Origin of the sequence: Methanobacterium sp. (assembly GCF_038562635.1) — an archaeon.
Lineage (GTDB): Archaea > Methanobacteriota > Methanobacteria > Methanobacteriales > Methanobacteriaceae > Methanobacterium_D.
This window is the reverse complement of record NZ_JBCFBO010000003.1, coordinates 1-18,226: the sequence shown is the minus strand read 5'-3', so window position 1 is coordinate 18,226 and position 18,226 is coordinate 1. Positions and strand designations below refer to the sequence as shown.

The 18,226-nt window shown below is 32.9% G+C and carries 12 protein-coding genes and 1 rRNA gene; 10 read left to right on the top strand and 3 right to left on the bottom strand.

From position 1 onward, the window contains the following. Nucleotides 1-252: 252 nt before the first annotated feature. Nucleotides 253-1,059 carry a trehalose-phosphatase gene (gene otsB, locus AAGU07_RS14820; protein ID WP_342459871.1) on the top strand — a complete coding sequence of 269 codons (807 nt, stop codon included), beginning with the start codon at nucleotides 253-255 and terminating at the stop codon, nucleotides 1,057-1,059. Between the two features lie 19 nt (nucleotides 1,060-1,078). On the opposite strand, the gene AAGU07_RS14815 is transcribed toward otsB, so the two are convergent. Next, entirely contained in the window at nucleotides 1,079-2,365 is a 1,287-nt protein-coding gene (locus AAGU07_RS14815; RefSeq protein ID WP_342459870.1) for an adenylyltransferase/cytidyltransferase family protein, read from the bottom strand. A gap of 201 nt (nucleotides 2,366-2,566) precedes the next feature. Here AAGU07_RS14815 and AAGU07_RS14810 point away from each other — a divergent pair, with 201 nt between their 5' ends. The 8 genes from AAGU07_RS14810 to AAGU07_RS14775 all read left to right on the top strand — a co-directional run bounded on the left by AAGU07_RS14810 (nucleotide 2,567) and on the right by AAGU07_RS14775 (nucleotide 14,914). Further along, nucleotides 2,567-3,136, top strand: a complete 570-nt coding sequence (locus AAGU07_RS14810) for a class I SAM-dependent methyltransferase (RefSeq protein WP_342459869.1) — start codon at nucleotides 2,567-2,569, stop codon at nucleotides 3,134-3,136. 267 nt (nucleotides 3,137-3,403) lie between these two features. Further along, entirely contained in the window at nucleotides 3,404-3,727 is a 324-nt protein-coding gene (locus AAGU07_RS14805; RefSeq protein ID WP_342459868.1) for a hypothetical protein, read from the top strand. A 342-nt stretch (nucleotides 3,728-4,069) separates the two neighbouring features. Continuing rightward, nucleotides 4,070-5,758 carry a thiamine pyrophosphate-binding protein gene (locus AAGU07_RS14800; protein ID WP_342459867.1) on the top strand — a complete coding sequence of 563 codons (1,689 nt, stop codon included), beginning with the start codon at nucleotides 4,070-4,072 and terminating at the stop codon, nucleotides 5,756-5,758. A gap of 95 nt (nucleotides 5,759-5,853) precedes the next feature. Beyond that, entirely contained in the window at nucleotides 5,854-7,842 is a 1,989-nt protein-coding gene (locus AAGU07_RS14795) for a PAS domain S-box protein (protein ID WP_342459866.1), read from the top strand. Nucleotides 7,843-8,139: 297 nt separating this feature from the next. Next, nucleotides 8,140-12,798, top strand: a complete 4,659-nt coding sequence (locus AAGU07_RS14790; protein ID WP_342459865.1) for a PAS domain S-box protein — start codon at nucleotides 8,140-8,142, stop codon at nucleotides 12,796-12,798. A gap of 173 nt (nucleotides 12,799-12,971) precedes the next feature. Next, nucleotides 12,972-14,297 carry a sensor histidine kinase gene (locus AAGU07_RS14785; protein WP_342459864.1) on the top strand — a complete coding sequence of 442 codons (1,326 nt, stop codon included), beginning with the start codon at nucleotides 12,972-12,974 and terminating at the stop codon, nucleotides 14,295-14,297. Between the two features lie 168 nt (nucleotides 14,298-14,465). Beyond that, nucleotides 14,466-14,642, top strand: a complete 177-nt coding sequence (locus tag AAGU07_RS14780) for a hypothetical protein (RefSeq protein ID WP_342459863.1) — start codon at nucleotides 14,466-14,468, stop codon at nucleotides 14,640-14,642. Further along, nucleotides 14,612-14,914: a GNAT family N-acetyltransferase gene (locus AAGU07_RS14775; RefSeq protein WP_342459862.1), complete on the top strand. Its 303-nt coding sequence runs from the start codon at nucleotides 14,612-14,614 to the stop codon at nucleotides 14,912-14,914. Before AAGU07_RS14780 ends, AAGU07_RS14775 begins: the two co-directional genes overlap by 31 nt. Nucleotides 14,915-14,937: 23 nt before the next feature. Here AAGU07_RS14775 and AAGU07_RS14770 read toward each other — a convergent pair whose 3' ends face one another. Further along, the gene (locus tag AAGU07_RS14770) at nucleotides 14,938-16,002 is read right to left on the bottom strand and encodes an archaeosine biosynthesis radical SAM protein RaSEA (protein WP_342459861.1); all 1,065 of its coding nucleotides are present in this window, start codon (nucleotides 16,000-16,002) and stop codon (nucleotides 14,938-14,940) included. Between the two features lie 393 nt (nucleotides 16,003-16,395). Further along, nucleotides 16,396-17,361, bottom strand: coding sequence for a 5,10-methylenetetrahydromethanopterin reductase (gene mer, locus AAGU07_RS14765; protein WP_342459860.1), 966 nt, complete (start codon nucleotides 17,359-17,361; stop codon nucleotides 16,396-16,398). Nucleotides 17,362-18,113: 752 nt separating this feature from the next. Between mer and AAGU07_RS14760 the strand changes: the two genes are divergently transcribed. Further along, nucleotides 18,114-18,226: ribosomal RNA gene (locus tag AAGU07_RS14760) — 16S ribosomal RNA — on the top strand; the annotation flags it as partial.

Genomic DNA, 18,226 nt, shown 5'->3' with positions numbered 1-18,226 from the left:
ATTATTATATTTACGTTGTCCTGTGTAATATTGCTTATTTTTATATAATAAGTGTGTATTTGATTTAATTTAATAAATAAACGTGTTTTATATTATTTATTTTTCTAATTATCTGTATCCATCTGGATAATTTTCAAATTAGTTTAATCTTTGGGATGGTCTGTTTTTAAAAAGAAAAATTGTAAATAATTTTTAATCAAATAATAATACTATGTGTGGAGTACATATAATCAGGTTTGATGGAGGAAAAACTTGCCGAAATATCTTTTTGATCACTTAAATGAATTTGAGGACTTCAGAAAAGATGAAAAAACAGCAGTTATAACAGATATAGATGGTACTATAAGTAAAATAGTTTTAGACCCATATGAAGCCACTATAACTCAGATTATGAGGGCTACACTTAAAAAACTGGTAGATAAATTCCAGTTAGTTGGTATTATAACTGGAAGAAACGTTAAAAATGCTAAAGAGATGCTTGAAGTGGATGGGCTGCTTTATATTGGAAGTCATGGGCTTGAATATTTAAAGGATGATGAAATTCATATTGAACCTGAAGTAGAAGAATATTTACCACTTATACAAAAAATTGCTCAAAACATCCAGAATGAAGAAGAATTATCTAATATTAAGAATATTTTGTTCCAGGAAAAAGGACTTTGCTTTACAGTTCACTACAGGAAATGTGAAGATGTGAAAGGAACACATAGAAAAATTTTAGAAGCTATTAATGAAATGGAAGGGCTGGAAAAGTTTAAAGTTACAGAAGGACGTAAAGTTGTGGAAATACGGCCTAAAATTGGTCATGACAAAGGCACGATACTTGAAAAACTCATTTTTGAAAATAAAATTGAAAAGATCATTTATTTAGGTGATGATGTAACTGATGTTGATGCATTTAATAAACTAAATGAAGTCAAAGGAAATGGCAAAGTCAAGGGTGCAGGAATAGTTGTAGTTTCGGAGGAAGTCCCTGAATTTGTTAAAGAAAATGCATCTTTCTATGTTAAGGGGGTTGATGAGGTACAGAAGTTCTTTAACTGGCTTCTGGAAAATTAAATTATAATTAAAAATATTTTCATTTTCCAATAAATATTCTGACTCGCCAACCTTCTTTTTTATGCACTAATTTCGCGCTAAGTGGAATAAAGTGTGAATCAATAAGAAGCCTCAGGTATGTTGCAGATTGGGCAGGCAACTTCAGGGGACTTTTTATTTTACGGTTTTCAGTACGTATCTGGCAGGCTAATTTCTCCCTTTTATCAACAAATAAAGAAGCCTCAATCCCCTCTTCTAAATCTTCAACCTCAAAACTTCTAAGGTGAAGCCCTGCATCAATAGTGTATTGGGGTTTTACACCTCTTTTCCCTTTTCTAAACATTTCATGGGCATCTGAGGATTTAACTCCTTTTTCAACATTAGACGATACAAACCATGCCCTTTCAATTACGCTTTCTACAGTCTGATCTGGAGGAATAATTCCTTCTGCTTCATAATGTTTAATAAGATCAAATACCTCTTCACGTGTCACGTCCTGCTCAACTGAACTTATTGCAAGCCTTGTGAGAACTGGGCCGTATCCTGCCATTCTCAATGCCGCCCAAATCTGATCTTCGTTCCGGTATTGTCTACCTTTAATGATGGCCTCTGCAGCGTCAGCGTTTATATTAGCTATATTAAGTAATTTTGCCCTTGAATATTTATTAAGCCGTTTTGTAATGGCTCCAATGTCCCGTTTTCCTGGAATATTTCCTTTTTTTATCTCTTTTTGAAGGATCTTTACTGTGGAGTCAGGAAGGACTTCTTTTACATCTTCAGGTATTTCGAAGTTGTTCTCAATTATCTTTGCCCTGATTTCCCTACCTGAGATTTTACCGTCCATTTGAAGTTCTGGAATTATATGGAACTTCATTTTTCGTTTATACTTTTTGTAGAGGAAATCATTCACTGCAAACCACCTTATAACGTTACGGTTCGGGAGGTTCCGCGGGATTCCACTAAATATGCCTTTTTTTGCAAATGATGCGGCGTATTTCTGGATTTTACTGGTTGATACATTAGCTGCATCAACGTAATCCACAACACCGTCTTCGATCATCATTGCTATCCTGATTGGGACTGTGTATGCTAGTGTCAGCCTGTGGTGAAGTCCTTCAATTGGCACAACTTTATCAGCGCCGGCTTTAAGTGCCATTTCGCGTCTTGCTTCGTAACTTGCAAAAAATGGGGCGTGATTAGCACTGTAACCTTTATTTAAATAAATTACAACTTCATCTCCTGTTTTCTCTGCAATGTCTCTTCCTTTTTCTATGAGTTTAGCGTGTCCGTTATGTACTGGGTCAAAATCAGCGCTTATTCCAATCAAGTTAATTTCTCCTTTATTTCAAGATAATAAGTTAAATTAATTTTTATATAGGTGGTTAATCTAACTGAGTTAGATTTTATTGAATTAATATTCTCAAAGTTTTGATTATTTTAAAAGTTTTATTATATTACTCATTATTAAATGCAATATTTATATACTCATTCTGCATTAAATTCATTTAAATAGTGAGGATGCTTATTTATGAGTTTTAAAGAACCGAGTTCAACCCAGATATTTTTTACAGTTGCAATAGGCCATACATTTGGCAGTTTCTTTTGGAAAAATTACGTTAAAAGCCTCAATTTAAGTGGAAATGAGAAAATTTTAGAATACGGCTCTGGATCTGGCGCTCTTTCAAGACACATAGCTCCAATTCTTTTAAAAGGTGGGGGCAGTTTAACCTGTGTTGATGTATCTCAAAAATGGATGAGTACGATCCAGAAAAGAGTGAATAATTATCCTAATGTAGAATTCGAGTTAGGAACAATCTTTGACCTGGATATTCCTGATAATTCTTATGATGCAGTTGTAATCCATTATGTTCTGCATGATATCGATTCTAATTTAAGAGAAGAAATTGTGAGAGCTCTAAGCAGAAAATTAAAAAAGGGTGGAAAAGTTTACATCAGAGAGCCTTTAGCAGATAATCATGGAATGCAATCTGCCGAAATAAGAGAATTAATGATTAAAGCAGGATTAAATGAAATCAATTTTAAAATAAATAATGTACGGCTTGTTGGGGAAAGTACTGAGGCGGTATTTGAAAAATAATTTATTTTGTAGTAAATAACGAAATATATTAAATTACCATGATTTTAAACTACGTGTGTATCCACTTATAAATCCATTTAATATATTTATTAGCTAATTTTTTTATTTTTAAAATTAGAGCATTATATTCTCTTTATTTTTAATTAAAATATTAATTGGGTATTTTTGAATAATTTGCAATTTACAGAGGTTATTGGGAGATAATTTTAATAAATAATAATTAGTAATAAAAACATATTATGAATGATTGTTGTGAGGAGTGTTGAAATGTTAGATAAACTGCTAGGTAAAATTAAAGAGGATAATAAAAAGAATCCGGATATTGAAAAATATTTTGGTAAAGGTAAGGAGCACGTTGAAAATAAAGATTTTCAACCTGCTATAGAATCTTTTAAAAGATGTATTGAAGAAGATCCAGAAGAAGCTAAAGCATATGTTGGTTTGTGTATTGCTTATTCGGGTGTAATGGATTTAGGTACTGCTCGTGAATACTACGAAAAACTTAAAGATCTTGATCCATATCTTGCAGCACAGTTTGCAAATACTCCAACGGGTTCATTGTTAACTGAGGATGAAGATACTTTAGTTTAACTTAATTTAATTATTTTTTAATTATTATAATTAAATCTGATGCTCCCATAATAATTAAAAATGAATGGAATGACATGAGGGGGTGGTATTGTGTATTCCTAAAAAAGGACCGAAGGTCATCATTAATTAATATTTTAAGGCGCATTATATGTTAGTGCTGTTTTTACGTTTTTTGGAATATGTGGTGTGTGGGAAAAATATTGTTATAATTCTATTTTTTACAGTTAAAAACTAGTTTAATTATTATTTCCAATCTTAATAATTTTTAATATAAAAATATTATTATTTAAAAAAACCAATATTATATAATCAAATGTATTAATTGCGGAAGGTGTTTATAAAATGGGATATACCGTAGGAAGCTATCTTGCAAAACGTTTTGAACAAATGGGAATTGAGCATAATTTCATTGTTCCTGGTGATTTCAATCTTGTCCTGCTGGATGAGCTTCTAAAAAATAAGAATTTAGAACAGGTAGGTTGTTGTAATGAGTTGGATGCAGCTTATGCCGCTGAAGGATACGCAAGGGCAAAGGGTGCAGGTGCAGTAATTATTACATTTAATGTTGGTGCATTTTCTGCTATTAATGGTATTGCAGGTGCTTATGCCGAGCGTTTACCTGTAATATTTGTTTCTGGAAGTTACAATACAAATGATCCAAATGCAGGTCACATCCCACATCATAGTTTAGGTATTCAAGATTTGAATTATCAATGCGAAATGATCAGTAAAGTGACATGTGATGCAGTACAAATTACTCATGAGAAGGATGCTCCTTATTTAATAGATAGGGTCATACTAAACGCACTAAGCCACAGTTTACCGGGATATATCGAGATCCCATGTAATATAGCAGATGCTCCGTGCCCTGATCCAGCGCCTTTTGAAACATTATTTAAACCTCCTGCCAGTGATCCAAAGGTACTTGAAGCAGCAGTTAATTCCACCGCTGAGGCAATAAATAATGCAAATAAGCCTATTCTTCTTGCAGGGCCAAACTTAAGATCATATGGGGCAATCAATGCATTTAGAGAACTAGCCGAAGCAGTAGGTTGCGCTGTTGCAGTTCAACCAAGTGCAAAAAGTTTTTTCCCTGAAAATCACCCTCAATTCATTGGCATTTACTGGGGTTCAGTAAGCAGTCCTGGCTGCGAAGAGATTGTAGACTGGGGGGATTTGATTATTGCTGCAGGTGCTGTATACACAGATTACTCCACTGTTGGCTGGACTGCACAGCCGTCTGATGGAAAAACAATTAATATTGAGCCAAATAGGGTACGTTCTCCTAATTTTGATCATAATGGACTAAATTTACGTGATTTTCTTTATGCCCTTGCTAAACAGGTTAAGAAGAATGATTTTTCATTGATGAAATTTAATAAAACTCGCCGTGATCAAAAACCAATTAAACAGGCTAATCCCAAGAAACCTCTGACACGTATGGAAATGATAAGGCAAATTCAGGATTTACTCAGCCCAAAAACAACATTATTTGTTGAAAGTGGGGATTCATGGTTCAACGGAATGTTCATGGAGCTACCCGAAAATGCGAACTTTGAGATTGAAATGCAGTGGGGATCCATTGGTTGGTCCGTGCCGTCTACATTTGGTTATGCTTTAGCTGTTGAACCAGATCAACAGGTGTTGTCTTTAATTGGGGATGGTTCATTTCAGTTTACTGCACAGGAAGTTGCTAACATGATCCGCTATGAACTTGACAATGTGATTCTTTTTGTAGTTAATAATCATGGTTACGTTGTTGAATCTGAAATCCACGAGGGCCCATACAATTACTTCAAAAATTGGGATTATGCGGGACTAATTAAAGTATTGAACGCTGATGATGGTCAGGGGTTAGGATTAACTGCCAGTACTGGCGGTGAGCTTGCTGAAGCAATTAAAAAGGCGAAGGCCCATAAAGGTGGTTCTGTATTAATAGAGTGCCAGATTGAACATGAAGACTGCAGCCGTGAACTTTTGGAATGGGGAACTAAGGTAGGCATTGCAAATCAACGCCCGCCAATGCATTAATGTAATTTTTTATTACAGGTTAAACTTGAAGACTAAATGGATTAGCAGGAATAAATCCAGTTTAATGAATTTGTATAAAATTAGAATATGGCGTGGTGGAAATTAAAGAAAAGGATTTACTTAAAGAAGTGGAAAAGCTTGAAGAAGTTAATGAAACTTTAGTTAGTGAATTCAAGTATTATATAACAACTGAAAAAGAATCTAAAAGAAGAATTAAACAAATTCTTGAAAATATAATGGAATCCTATTTTGAAATGGATAACAAATGGCATATTTTAGATTTAAATCATAATGCAGAGATTGAATTTGATAAAAAAAAGGAAGAATTAATTGGAAAAGTTTTTTGGAATGAATTTCCTCCAAACAAGCCAATTTGGGATAATTTTCGTAGGGCCCAACAGGAAAAGAAACATATAAAATTTGAGGCGTATTCTCCTATTTCAGATAAATGGTTTGAAATGCATATTCACCCTTTTGAAGACGGTGCATCTGTTTATTTTCATGATATTAGTAAAAGAAAAAAATTAGAACATGATTTAAAAGAAAGTGAAGAAAAATACAGGACTATTTTTGAAAATACAATAAATCCCACCATGATAATTGAAGAAGATATGACTATATCCATGGTAAATGATGAATTTGAAAAAGTTTCAGGTTATCTAAAAAAAGAAATAGAAGGTACTAGCTGGACTGAAATGATAGCTACAGAAGATATTGGCAAGATGATGAAATATCACCGTTTAAGAAGGATAAAACAAGATGCTGCTCCAAGAAGATATGAGGCCCATTTAGTACATAAAAATGGAAAAATAATGGATGTTTATATGACTATTGGGCTTATTTCAGAAAGAAATAGGAGTATAGTCTCATTTATGGACATAACCGAAATTAAGAAAGATGAAGCAGAATTAGAGAAATATCGGACTCATCTTGAAGAGCTTGTAGAAAAAAGAACAGAAGAACTTGAAGAGGTCAACAAGGCATTGGCTGAGAGTGAAGAAAAGTTCCGTGAATTATTCAACAAGGCAGATGATATGATTACTCTGGTAGAATTGAATGAAAAAGGAATTCCAGGTAGCTTTATTGAGGTAAATAATGTTGCAAGTCAAAGATTAGGTTATACAAGGGAAGAATTTGTGGATATGACTCCTGCAGATATAGTTGCCCCTGAAAAGTTAATGGAAATCCCAGAAAATGCAGCTAAACTGATCAAAGATGACTGTGTAAGATTTGAAATAGTCCATAAAACCAAAACAGGTAAAAGAATACCTGTTGAGGTTGTTAATCACGTTTTTACCTTAAAAGGGAAAAGGGTATCCCTTGCTATTTCTAGGGATATTACTGAACGCAAACAGCATGAGGAAGAACTTGAAAAACTTGTTAAAGATTTGAAGCGTTCCAATGAAGAATTAGAAAAGTTTGCTTATGTGGCTTCTCATGACCTTCAGGAACCTCTTAGAACTATTGCAAGCTTTACTCAGCTTTTAGAACGTCGTTATAAGGGTAAATTTGATAAAGATGCAGATGAGTTTATGGATTATGTTATAGGTGCATCTTTTAGAATGAAGAAACAAATTGAGGGCCTTCTTGAATATTCTAAGGTTAAAACAGATCAAAGTGGATTTCAACCTGTAAGTTTAGATATAGTTTTAAATCAAGTAATTGAAAACTTAAGATCTTTAATTGAGGAAAATGGGGCTGTGATTAATCATGGTCCTCTTCCTACTGTAATGGGGGATTATGATCAGCTTAGAAGAGTTTTCCAGAATCTGCTTGGGAATGCAATTAAATTTAGAAAACAGGATATTTCTCCTATAATTGATATTTCGGCACGTGAAAATAAAGAAGAATACATGTTTTCTATTGAAGATAATGGTATTGGAATTGAAGAACAGTATATGGAACGTATTTTTGTAATATTTCAAAGACTGCATACAATGGAATCGTATAAAGGAACTGGTATTGGATTATCCGTGGTTAAAAGGATCGTTGAACGCCATGGTGGACGGATATGGGTTGAATCAGAGCCATATGTTGGATCGACTTTCTATTTCACTTTACCAATTAACAATGTGAAACAATAAATGTCTGTCTTAAATTAAATTCTCTAGATAATGAAAATACTTGATTAAACGCGATTTTATATGTGATATGCAGTTATGAATGTGTAACTTTAATAATTTCGTATATCATGATACTTTTAAATCTTTAATTTTTAATAATCTATTTTTTTAAAAGCTTAAACTACAATCGGGAATAATTCTTAATTTTAAAATAAATATTTATAATAAATTAACTAAATAAAGTAATAATACTTATATCTGGAATAATCGATCTTTGTGAGCTTCTATCTTAAATTTAAAAAGTAAAGGAAGCATTTTATGGGATACAAAGAACAAAAAAAAGAAAATAGTATATTTGCACCACCCATATGTAATTTAACTAATGGTTACTGTAATATATTTGAAAATATGGGTGAAGGAGTTTCTATTTTTGAAGTAATATTAAACAAGGAAGATAAAATTTCTGATTTACGCTTTATATACCTAAATCTTTCCTCTATATTTAATAAATTTGGATCTCGCGAGGAAATTATTGATAAAACATTAATTGAACTATGTGGAATTGATAATGTTTCATCTTATTTGAAAATGGCTGAAGATGTGGTTTTAACAGGAAAAAGCATGCAGTATGAATTTCACTTTCAACAATTTAATAAATACTATTTAATAACTGCTTTTTCTCCACATAAAAACCTGTGTGTAACTATAGACGTAGATATTACACGAAAAAAAGAAACTGAAATGCAATTAAAGAAACAGGCTGATTTACTTGATCTCACTCATGATGCAATCATTGTCCATGATATGGATGATAAAATTACTTTTTGGAATCGTGGAGCTGAGAAGAGATATGAATGGTGTGAAAAAGAGGTTTTGGGAAAAATTACTCATGATCTACTTAAAACTGAATTTCCAGATTCACTAAAAGAAACCTGTGAAAAATTCATTAAGAATGGATACTGGGAAGGTGAATTAATTCATACAAAGCGCAGTGGTGAAAAGATCATTGTCTCAAGCAGGTGGGCGCTGCAAAAGGATGAAAATAATAAACCACGGGGTTTTATGGAAATTAACACCGATATTACCCAAAGTAAAAAAGCTGAAAAAGAATTAAAAGACAGCTATAATATTTTTAATTCAATTATTGAAAATACCACTGATGCTGTCTTTTTAAAAGATTTAAATGGCAATTATTTGATGATTAACTCTGCAGGAGCTAAATTAGTTAATAAATCTGTAGAAGAAATCATTGGTAAGGACGATCGGGCGTTATTTTCATCTGGAACTGCTGAAAATATTATTAAAGATGATATGGAAGTTATCGAAAGTGGGCAGACAAAAACTTATGACGAATTTACCATTTCTGGTGGGAAAAAAACAATTTATCTGTCAACTAAAGGAGTTTACAGGGATCATAATGGAAAGATAGCGGGCCTTTTTGGTATAGCTAAAGATATAACTGAACGTATAGAAGCGGAAAATGCATTAATGGAATCGGAAGCTAAATATCGTACTATTTTTGAAAATACAGGAATTGCTTTTGCAATTATGGAAGATGATACAACAATATCTTTAATGAATACTGAAGCTGAAAAAATTATGGGATATTCCAAGGATGAAATAGAAAGAAAAAGAAAATGGATAGAATTTATAGCTAAAAAGGATGATTTAAATAAAATGGAAGAATATCACAGGCTTCGGAGAGCTGTTCCTGATGCAGTGCCCAAAAAATATGAGTTTCAAGCTGTTACTAAAGGGGGCAGTATTAAAGACATAATCATCACTATTTCTATGATTCCAGGTACAAAAAAGACTATAGCATCCTTTTTAGATAATACAGATCGTAAAAATATTGAAAGGGCTTTGAAGGAGTCAGAAGCCAGGTATCGTACTATTTTTGAAAATACAGGCATTGCATTCATGCTTATTGAAGAAGATATGACCATATCTTTGATAAATGAAGAAGTTGAGAAAATTTTCGGCTTTTTAAAGGAAGAGGTAGAGGGTAAAAAGAAATGGACAGAATTTGTAGCCAGTGATGATGACTTAAAACGAATGAAAATGTACCATCGAATTCGTAGGGAAAATCCGGAATCTGCCCCCAAAGAATATGAATTTCATGCTGTTAATAAAAAAGGGAATATTAGGAACGTTTTTGGTACTGTATCTATGATCCCTGGCTCTAAAATGAGTATAGCATCATTTTTAGATATTACAGACCGTAAAAAAATTGAAAATGCCCTGAAAGACAGTAGGGAAGAATTCAAAACCCTGATTGAAAATTCACCTTTAGGTATAACAAGGTACGACCAGAATTTGAGGCATGTTTTCATTAATCCTGCTGGGGCTGAAGTAATGGGATTACCACAGGAAGATTATATTGGTAAAACTCCTGCAGAAATTGGAATACCTGAAGAGCTATCTAATACCATTGAATCCCTCTTAAAAAGAATTTTTGAAACTGGAAAGCCTGAAAATCTAGAATTTATAATACTGGGTTATAAAGGGTTAAAATATTATGATTCTCGGAATATCCCTGAATTTGATAAAAATGGAAATGTAAAATCAGTACTTTCAGTTGCAGCTGATATAACTGAACAGAAAAAGGCTCAAAGTGAGTTAAAAGATGCACATGATACTCTGGAGCTTAAAGTCCAGGAACGAACAAAAGAACTTAAAGAGTCTAATAAGCAATTAAAACAGGAAATAGAAGAGCGTAAAAAGGCAGAAAAGGCATTATATAAAGAAAAAGTAAGGGCGCAGACGTATCTTGATATCGCAGGGGTTGTTCTGGTCGCGATAAATAGGGATTTAACTATATCTTTAATAAATAAGAAGGGTATTGAAATTGTGGGGTATAGTGCTGATGAAATTATAGGAAAGAGCTTTATTGATTTTATTCCAGAAAGAGTTAAGTCTGAATTAACAGATATTGCTATCAGCATAATATCTGGCGATTTAAAAGAATTTACGTATTATGAAGGCCCTATTTTGGCAAAAAATGGTGAAGAAAGACTTATTTCATGGAATATTGCTGTACTTAGAGATGATGATGGTAATTTCATAAATGCACTTATTTCTGGAGAGGATATTACTGAAAGTAAAAAAGCAGAAGAGAAGATCCTGAGATTGGCAAATATTGTTGAATCTTCAGATGATGCAATAATTGGTTTAACACTTGATGGAATTATAACAAGCTGGAACAGGGGAGCTGAAAAAGTATATGGTTATTCTGCCGAAGAAATGGTTGGAAAAGGATATTCTCCTTTATTTGATCCTTCGCAGTTTAAAAAAGTAGATGAATATATATCTGAACTTAAAGAAGGAAAAAATATAATGCATTATGAAGCCAAAAGGCTGAGAAAAGATGGTATTGAGATATACGTATCTATGAATCTATTCTCTGTAAAAAACGTTGAGGGAAAAGTTACTGGAATATCTGTAATTTCAAGGGATATTACTGAGAGTAAAAAGGCAGAGGAAGCGCTAAGAGAAAGTGAAAAGCGTTATCGTGCTTTATATGATGATAATCCCTCTATGTATTTTACAGTGGATACTGAGGGCACTATACTATCTGTAAACCCGTTTGGAGCTGAGCGACTTGGTTACACTGTCTCGGAATTAACGGGTAAATCATTGATATCAATGGTATTCTACGAGAAAGACCGGAAATATGCAGCACGTAATTTGAGATACAGTATAGAAAACTATGGAAAGGTGTTTTACTGGGAAATCCGTAAAATCCATAGAGACGGCAGTTTAATGTGGGTAAAAGAGATTTTGCATGCTGTTAAAGGACCTAATGGGAATATAATAGTTTATGTTGTATGTGAAGATATTACTGAACGTAAAAATGCTGAAGGAGCGCTTAAAGAAAGTGAAGAAAGGCTTAAAATATTATTTGAATATGCTCCTGATCCATACTTCCTCACTGACATGAAAGGAAACTTTTTAGATGGTAATAGAGCTGCTGAAAGACTTATAAATTTTAAAAAGGAGAAAATTATAGGTAAAAATCTTGTTGAATTAGGCTTAATTACTGGAGAACAAATAATTAAAGCATTTGATTTATTGAGTAGGAACATTAAAGGTCGTGCTACTGGTCCTGAAGAATTTATTCTCACTATAAAAGGTGGTAAAAAAGTACCTGTTGAGATAACTGGATATCCAATAGAAATAAGGGGTCAAAAATTAGTTCTGGGAATGGCCAGAGATATAAGCGAGCGTAAAAAATCCGAAGAAAAATTAAAAGAAACAATACATGAATTGAAACGTTCCAATGATGAATTACAACAATTTGCTTATATTACTTCCCATGATTTACAGGAACCGCTTAGAACCATTGCAAGTTTCACACAGCTTTTAGAAAGACGTTATAAAAACAAACTTGATACTGATGCCGATGAATTTATTGAGTTTATAATTGATGCTGCAACACGAATGAAAGAAATGATTCAGGGATTGCTTGATTATTCTAGAATAGGCACAAAGGGCGGTGAATTTAATTTTACAGATATTGAAGAGGTATTAATAACTGTTTTATCTAATCTCCATGCTGCAATTATTGAAAGTGGAGCTAAAATTACTTATGATAAACTTCCAACAGTTATTGCTGATAGAAACCAGTTAATTCAACTATTCCAGAATATGATATCAAATGCAATTAAATTTAAAAGGAAGGATGTTACTCCAAAAATTCATATATCTGCAAGAAAAGATGAAAAAAAAGGAGAATTTATATTTTCGGTTTCAGATAATGGAATCGGATTAGAATCTCAGTATAAAGACAAAATATTTGAGGTATTCAAAAGGCTGCACACCATGGATGAATATAAAGGAGCAGGGATAGGTCTTGCAATTAGTAAAAGAATTATTGAACGTCATGGGGGTAGGATTTGGGTTGAATCTGAATTAGATAGGGGTTCTACGTTTTATTTCACTTTACCAATTAGATTGGCTGAAATATCTAGTTTTTAATCAAGATCTATTTTATAATAGCAATTTAAAGTGAAATAATTGGGTTGTTATTAAATATTTTAGTGTATTTTGAGCTATTATTTATGTCTCCAAAACTTCTTAAAGAAAACTTTTTTTATACCTTCTTCTAATACATATTTAGAAAATAATATGAATAAATTACAATGATTTTTATGAAAAATACGGGTTTAGATATATTTTCACTTACCAGTGAAGATTATTATACAATATTTGAAAATATGCAGGAAGGCATAACTGTTTACAGGATAGTGTATGATAGAAATGGAAAAGTAGTTGATTTAATTATTAAGTACGCTAATCCTGCGTCTTCAACCAGTAGAGTGTTCATTAATAAAAATTTTAGAGGTAAAAGCATTACTAAACTCTATGGATCTAATGCTGTTTCTTCTTTGATAATGGAAGTGAATGAAATAGTCTCCACTGGAAAAATTAAAAAGTATGAGACTTATTCTCCAACCATAGATAGCTATTTTTCATTTTCAGCTTTTGCACCTGCTAATGATTTGTATGTAACACTTACAACGGATATTACAGAACAGAAAAAAGCTGAACAATATTTAAGAAACGCACACGATGAACTGGAAGTTAAAGTTCAGGAAAGGACCAGTGAACTTTTATCAACGCTTCAAGAGAAGGAACTGCTTCTGCGGGAGATTCATCATCGTGTTAAAAATAACCTGCAGATAATAAGCAGTCTTCTTAATCTCCAGATTCCGTATATCAAAGATGAACAAGCAGTTGAATTTTTTAAAGAAAGTCAAAACAGGGTTAAATCTATTTCAATGGTTCATGAAAAACTTTATCAATCAAAAAATCTTGATAAAATTGACTTTGGTAGTTATATTTCTAATATTGTAACTAATTTATTTCAGACCTACGATGTAAATCAAAATTTAATTGAATATGATTTGAAGTTAGATAGTATAAAACTTAACATTGAAACTTCCATTCCTTGCGGTCTTATTATAACGGAACTTGTAACTAATTCGATTAAGCACGCGTTTCCAACAGATTATGGGACATGTTCTGAATCTACTATTTTAACAACTGAAAACAGCGAATTTGGAAATGGTGGTTTGCAGATCTCTGATTCGCGGTTCAAGAATGAAATTCAGCACTTACAACAAAAACAAGATTACAGATTCAAGGCAAAGGGAAATTGTATTTCTGAAGTGTCAAAATCTCCGGTTTTGAGGACATATGGATTTGAAGGATTTACAGTTCTCGATACAGAAAAAAATGAAAAAAGCAAAATTTGGGTAAAAGTATACTCTGATAATGGAAAATTCCGCATTATAATAAAAGATAATGGTATTGGCTTCCCTGAAGGATTAAATTTTAAAAATACTGAATCTTTGGGCCTACAACTAGTTAATCTCTTAATAAATCAGGTAGATGGATCTATAGAACTTAACTCGGAAACTGGAACTGAATTTAGAATTGAGTTTGAGGAGTTAAAATACCGTGAAAGAATTTAATAGAATAAATATTTAACAGGAACAGCTGGATTAACGTTCATTATATTTATTTATGGATTTATTTTATTATATTATCTGCAGATACATGGTTTTTAAAAGCGGCTATAAATATTTTTGTGTTAGGTATTCCTGTCATTGTTTTCTCGTGGAATTTATATAGATGATAAGATGAAAATTGAAATTAGAGAATATAATGAAGATTATTTTTCAGATTTAACCAGTCTTTTTTGGGAAGTTGTCCATTCTGTAAATGCAGATGATTATATAAAGAACCAACTGGATACATGGGCCCCTCTGCAAATCGACATTGAAAAATGGAAAATAGAATTAAAAATAACTTTGTAATTATGGCAGAATATAAAAATAAAATTGTCGGCTTCGCTGAATTATCTCCTTTAGGTTGTATTGATATGATTTATGTCCATATGGATTATTTAAGGCAAAAAATAGGGAAAATGTTACTGGAATGTCTTATTAAAAAAGCCAAAAAACTCAATTTTACTGAAGTGTTTACTGAAGCGAGTATAACAGCTAAACCTTTTTTGAAGCAGGGTTTTAAAGTAATAAAAAAACAAGTTAAAAATTTTATGGTGTTAATTTTGTTAACTATAAAATGAAGAAAGTAATTTAAAAAGTTTAACTATCTGTTTATTATATTGCATGTTGATCTAGTCACATCACAAAATTCAACATTTGCAGCCCATCTGTTTTTACATTCACATTCAAATTCTTCAGGAATGCTCTGGTTAAGATTGGATTCAATTATTAAATTTTTGAGTTTCTTATTGCATTTTTTACAGTTAAAAGGTCCTCTCCGTGTTCCAAAACCAGAAGTATCCATTATCACAGGAATCTTAGATGAACTACGAACTCTTTTTATGATTTCAAGTACACTCCATATCCATGGCGGCTGGTATGAACCTCTGCGCCATAGAAGTTCCATAAGAGTTCCTTTGTGAATTGTTGCTGGGCAGAATGATATCCTGTCAACACCAACTTCTTCTGCATATTGTGCTGAAGCAACTGCGTCACCAATAGCTTCTTTTTCAGATGTTAAAATTGGTTTAACAAAAAGATAGGCTTTGGATGTAACTTTGTAATCATTTTTCATCTTTTTAATGACACCAACGGCTCTTTCGAAGTCTTCATTGGAAAAGCCTTTATTTATCCTGTATTTTTTAATGTAGTCGCTGCTGCTTTCAAGCCCCATACTTACCTCAAATATTTTATCCGGCAGGAAACTGCAGCACTCCCTGATTACTTCTTCAGTTACATACTCTGGACGAGATTCAACTATAACTTCTTCTACATTCTCTTCATTATTTAAAATTGTAAGGATGTCATCACGTGCCTCTTTAGGCAATTCCTCTTCATTTAAAAAACTTCCTGAAACGAAGATTTTAACAGCTGTTTTTGGCTTTATTTCATGTCTTTCCATGAGATTTTTGAATATTTGAACTGACTCCTCTGAAGAAACTTCTTCAAGAGGTGAATCTGCAATATAACTGCACATCGTGCATCCGCCAGATTCTGAAAGTGCATGGGCACATCCGGGAGTTGGTATAATTATAAAAACAGCGTTTCCTTTTCCAGAGTAGAGCAGGTCTTCTGAGGTCCAGGTTACTGCAAGATCAGATGGTGATTGTTTATCCATTCTTTTAATGGCATTTTTTCTGATGTCTGACATTAAGTTTTGAATTTCCATAATTTTCACGGGTTTATTTTTATTTGGCTTATAGTATGTTTTTATCAACCTTTACAAAATCTGTCAAATCTTTGATTTGACGCAGCAAAAATCACAGATTTTTGCATGCTTCGATTTTGTAAGCACGAAAATTTCCAATTTTCGACTGCGCTCGAAAATCTAAGATTTTTCGGGCATCAAAAATTCTTTAAATTTTTGAAAGGTTGATTTTCACCTTTGTAAATTTAAAAAATTTTTGGAGGTGTGTAACTTATCATAAAATACGTAGATAACATTGAATTTGTTGTACTTGAATTAAATATGTTGAAGTATAGTATTAATTTGTTGAAAAATAGCACACTTAAAAAATAGCTTTAATGACTTAAAAATGAAAAATAAAATAAGTATGGAGAATTAGAATGAGCTAATTACGTCTCCAAGTAATTTTATGGATTTTTCTTTGTCAGGTCCAATTGGGGAACCAGCTACATACTGGGTTACGCCCATTTCTCCGAGAGCTTCGATTTTTGGTATGAAGTCATCAGGAGTTCCGACAACAGAGAATGCATCCATTAAATCGTCGTTTACAGCTCCGATTGCTCCTCCGAAGTCTCCTTTACCTAAGAATTCTCCGAATTTAGCACCGGTGTCGGTAGGTAGGCCGTGTCTTTCGAATACTGGTGGTGGTGAACCAGCAGCAATGAAAGCAACAACAATTTTTGCTGCGCCTGTAGCTTTACCTTTATCATCGTCTATGGAACAGCAAGTGTATGCTGCTACATCTACGTCGCTTATACTTTTACCGCCTGCTTCTGCTCCTTCTTTTATGAGAGGAACTGCAGCTTCAAAGTCTTTTGGGTTTGATGCGTTGATTAATGCACCGTCAGATACTTCACCAGCGGTTTTAAGCATCATAGGACCTTGTGCACCCATGTAAATAGGGACTTTTTCCTGGACTGCTTTTGTACCCATTAAGCTTGCACCGCTTTCTGTTTTTCCGCCTGAGAGGAGAGTTTCCATCATAGTGATTGCATTTTTAATTGTGCTGACAGGTTTTGTCCATTCAATTCCTAATGCGTCGAAGGTTGCTTTGTCACCAGGACCAATACCTAATGTGGCCCTTCCGTTTGATAATTCATCTAAAGTTGCAACAGCAGATGCTGTTATTGCTGGGCTTCTTACGTAAGGGTTAGTTACACCAGGGCCCATTTTTATAGTTTCAGTTCCGTTGGCAATTAATGCCAGGGTTTCGTATACGTTCTTGTTGTTGTAGTGGTCTGTAATCCACGCGTATTCAAAACCTACATCTTCAGCTAGTTTGACTAATTTAACTATTTTGTCTATAGGTTCATTTGGAACAAATTCAATACCAAACTTCATAGTTTATCACCGCATTTAAATCTATCAGAACTATAAAAATACTTTGTGTTTTTAATTGCAATCGAAAGGTTTAAATAGTGGATTTAAAACCATGTTAGCAGATTTATTTGGAAATACACTATATATAGTATCTATTATTTAAAAGTAGGGGTATTTCTATGTAATATGGAAGTATTTGTGGCTAATTTTTGCCATCTTAACTTAAAAATGTCTAATTATGTGAAGTAGGATTTTCAATTATTATTTTATAAGTTTAAAGTCATAATCTTGTGAATTTGGTTATATAATTATGGAGATTATGATCCTGTTTAATAAAATGTAGAAAAAATATATAGGGGATGGTTCATAAATTAAAGTGTCACAACAAATTTAATAAAATTAATATTTGTGCAATATTTTCTAATATGTTTGTTAATCTACAACCTTTGAGTATAGTATGCGTTGGTTTGAAAAGAAATTTTCGGCTGTTACGCTTATAATGTGCCATGGTTTAAGGCGTCGGTTGGAGTGTGATAATATCACTCTGTGAAGACTGGTTTTTCCAATTGTGGCTATAATATATGAGGACTCAAAAACTTGTTGCAAGAAATTGTAAGATTGTTTGAGTTTGATGTTGGTTTGGTAGATTTGTGGTGATTTTTGGTTGCTACTAGAAAAAATGTACCCCCTTTTCAATTTAAGTTGAATAAGGTTTTTTTATTATTGTTTACTTCCGAAATGCAAATATTCTTCGTTTGTGATTTGAACGTGTAAATCCGTTTGATCCTGGCGGAGGCCACTGCTTTTGGGGTTCGATTAAGCCATGCAAGTTGAACGAATCATTTCGGTGGTTCGTGGCGAACGGCTCAGTAACACGTGGATAACC

Bases quoted from the DNA above. Each gene is read 5' to 3' on its own strand.
- AAGU07_RS14805 (WP_342459868.1), top strand. From the start codon at position 3,404: ATGTTAGATAAACTGCTAGGTAAAATTAAAGAGGATAATAAAAAGAAT.
- AAGU07_RS14810 (WP_342459869.1), top strand. From the start codon at position 2,567: ATGAGTTTTAAAGAACCGAGTTCAACCCAGATATTTTTTACAGTTGCA.
- AAGU07_RS14790 (WP_342459865.1), top strand. From the start codon at position 8,140: ATGGGATACAAAGAACAAAAAAAAGAAAATAGTATATTTGCACCACCC.
- AAGU07_RS14785 (WP_342459864.1), top strand. From the start codon at position 12,972: ATGAAAAATACGGGTTTAGATATATTTTCACTTACCAGTGAAGATTAT.
- AAGU07_RS14775 (WP_342459862.1), top strand. From the start codon at position 14,612: ATGGAAAATAGAATTAAAAATAACTTTGTAATTATGGCAGAATATAAA.
- mer (WP_342459860.1), bottom strand. From the start codon at position 17,361: ATGAAGTTTGGTATTGAATTTGTTCCAAATGAACCTATAGACAAAATA.
- AAGU07_RS14800 (WP_342459867.1), top strand. From the start codon at position 4,070: ATGGGATATACCGTAGGAAGCTATCTTGCAAAACGTTTTGAACAAATG.
- AAGU07_RS14780 (WP_342459863.1), top strand. From the start codon at position 14,466: ATGAAAATTGAAATTAGAGAATATAATGAAGATTATTTTTCAGATTTA.
- AAGU07_RS14770 (WP_342459861.1), bottom strand. From the start codon at position 16,002: ATGGAAATTCAAAACTTAATGTCAGACATCAGAAAAAATGCCATTAAA.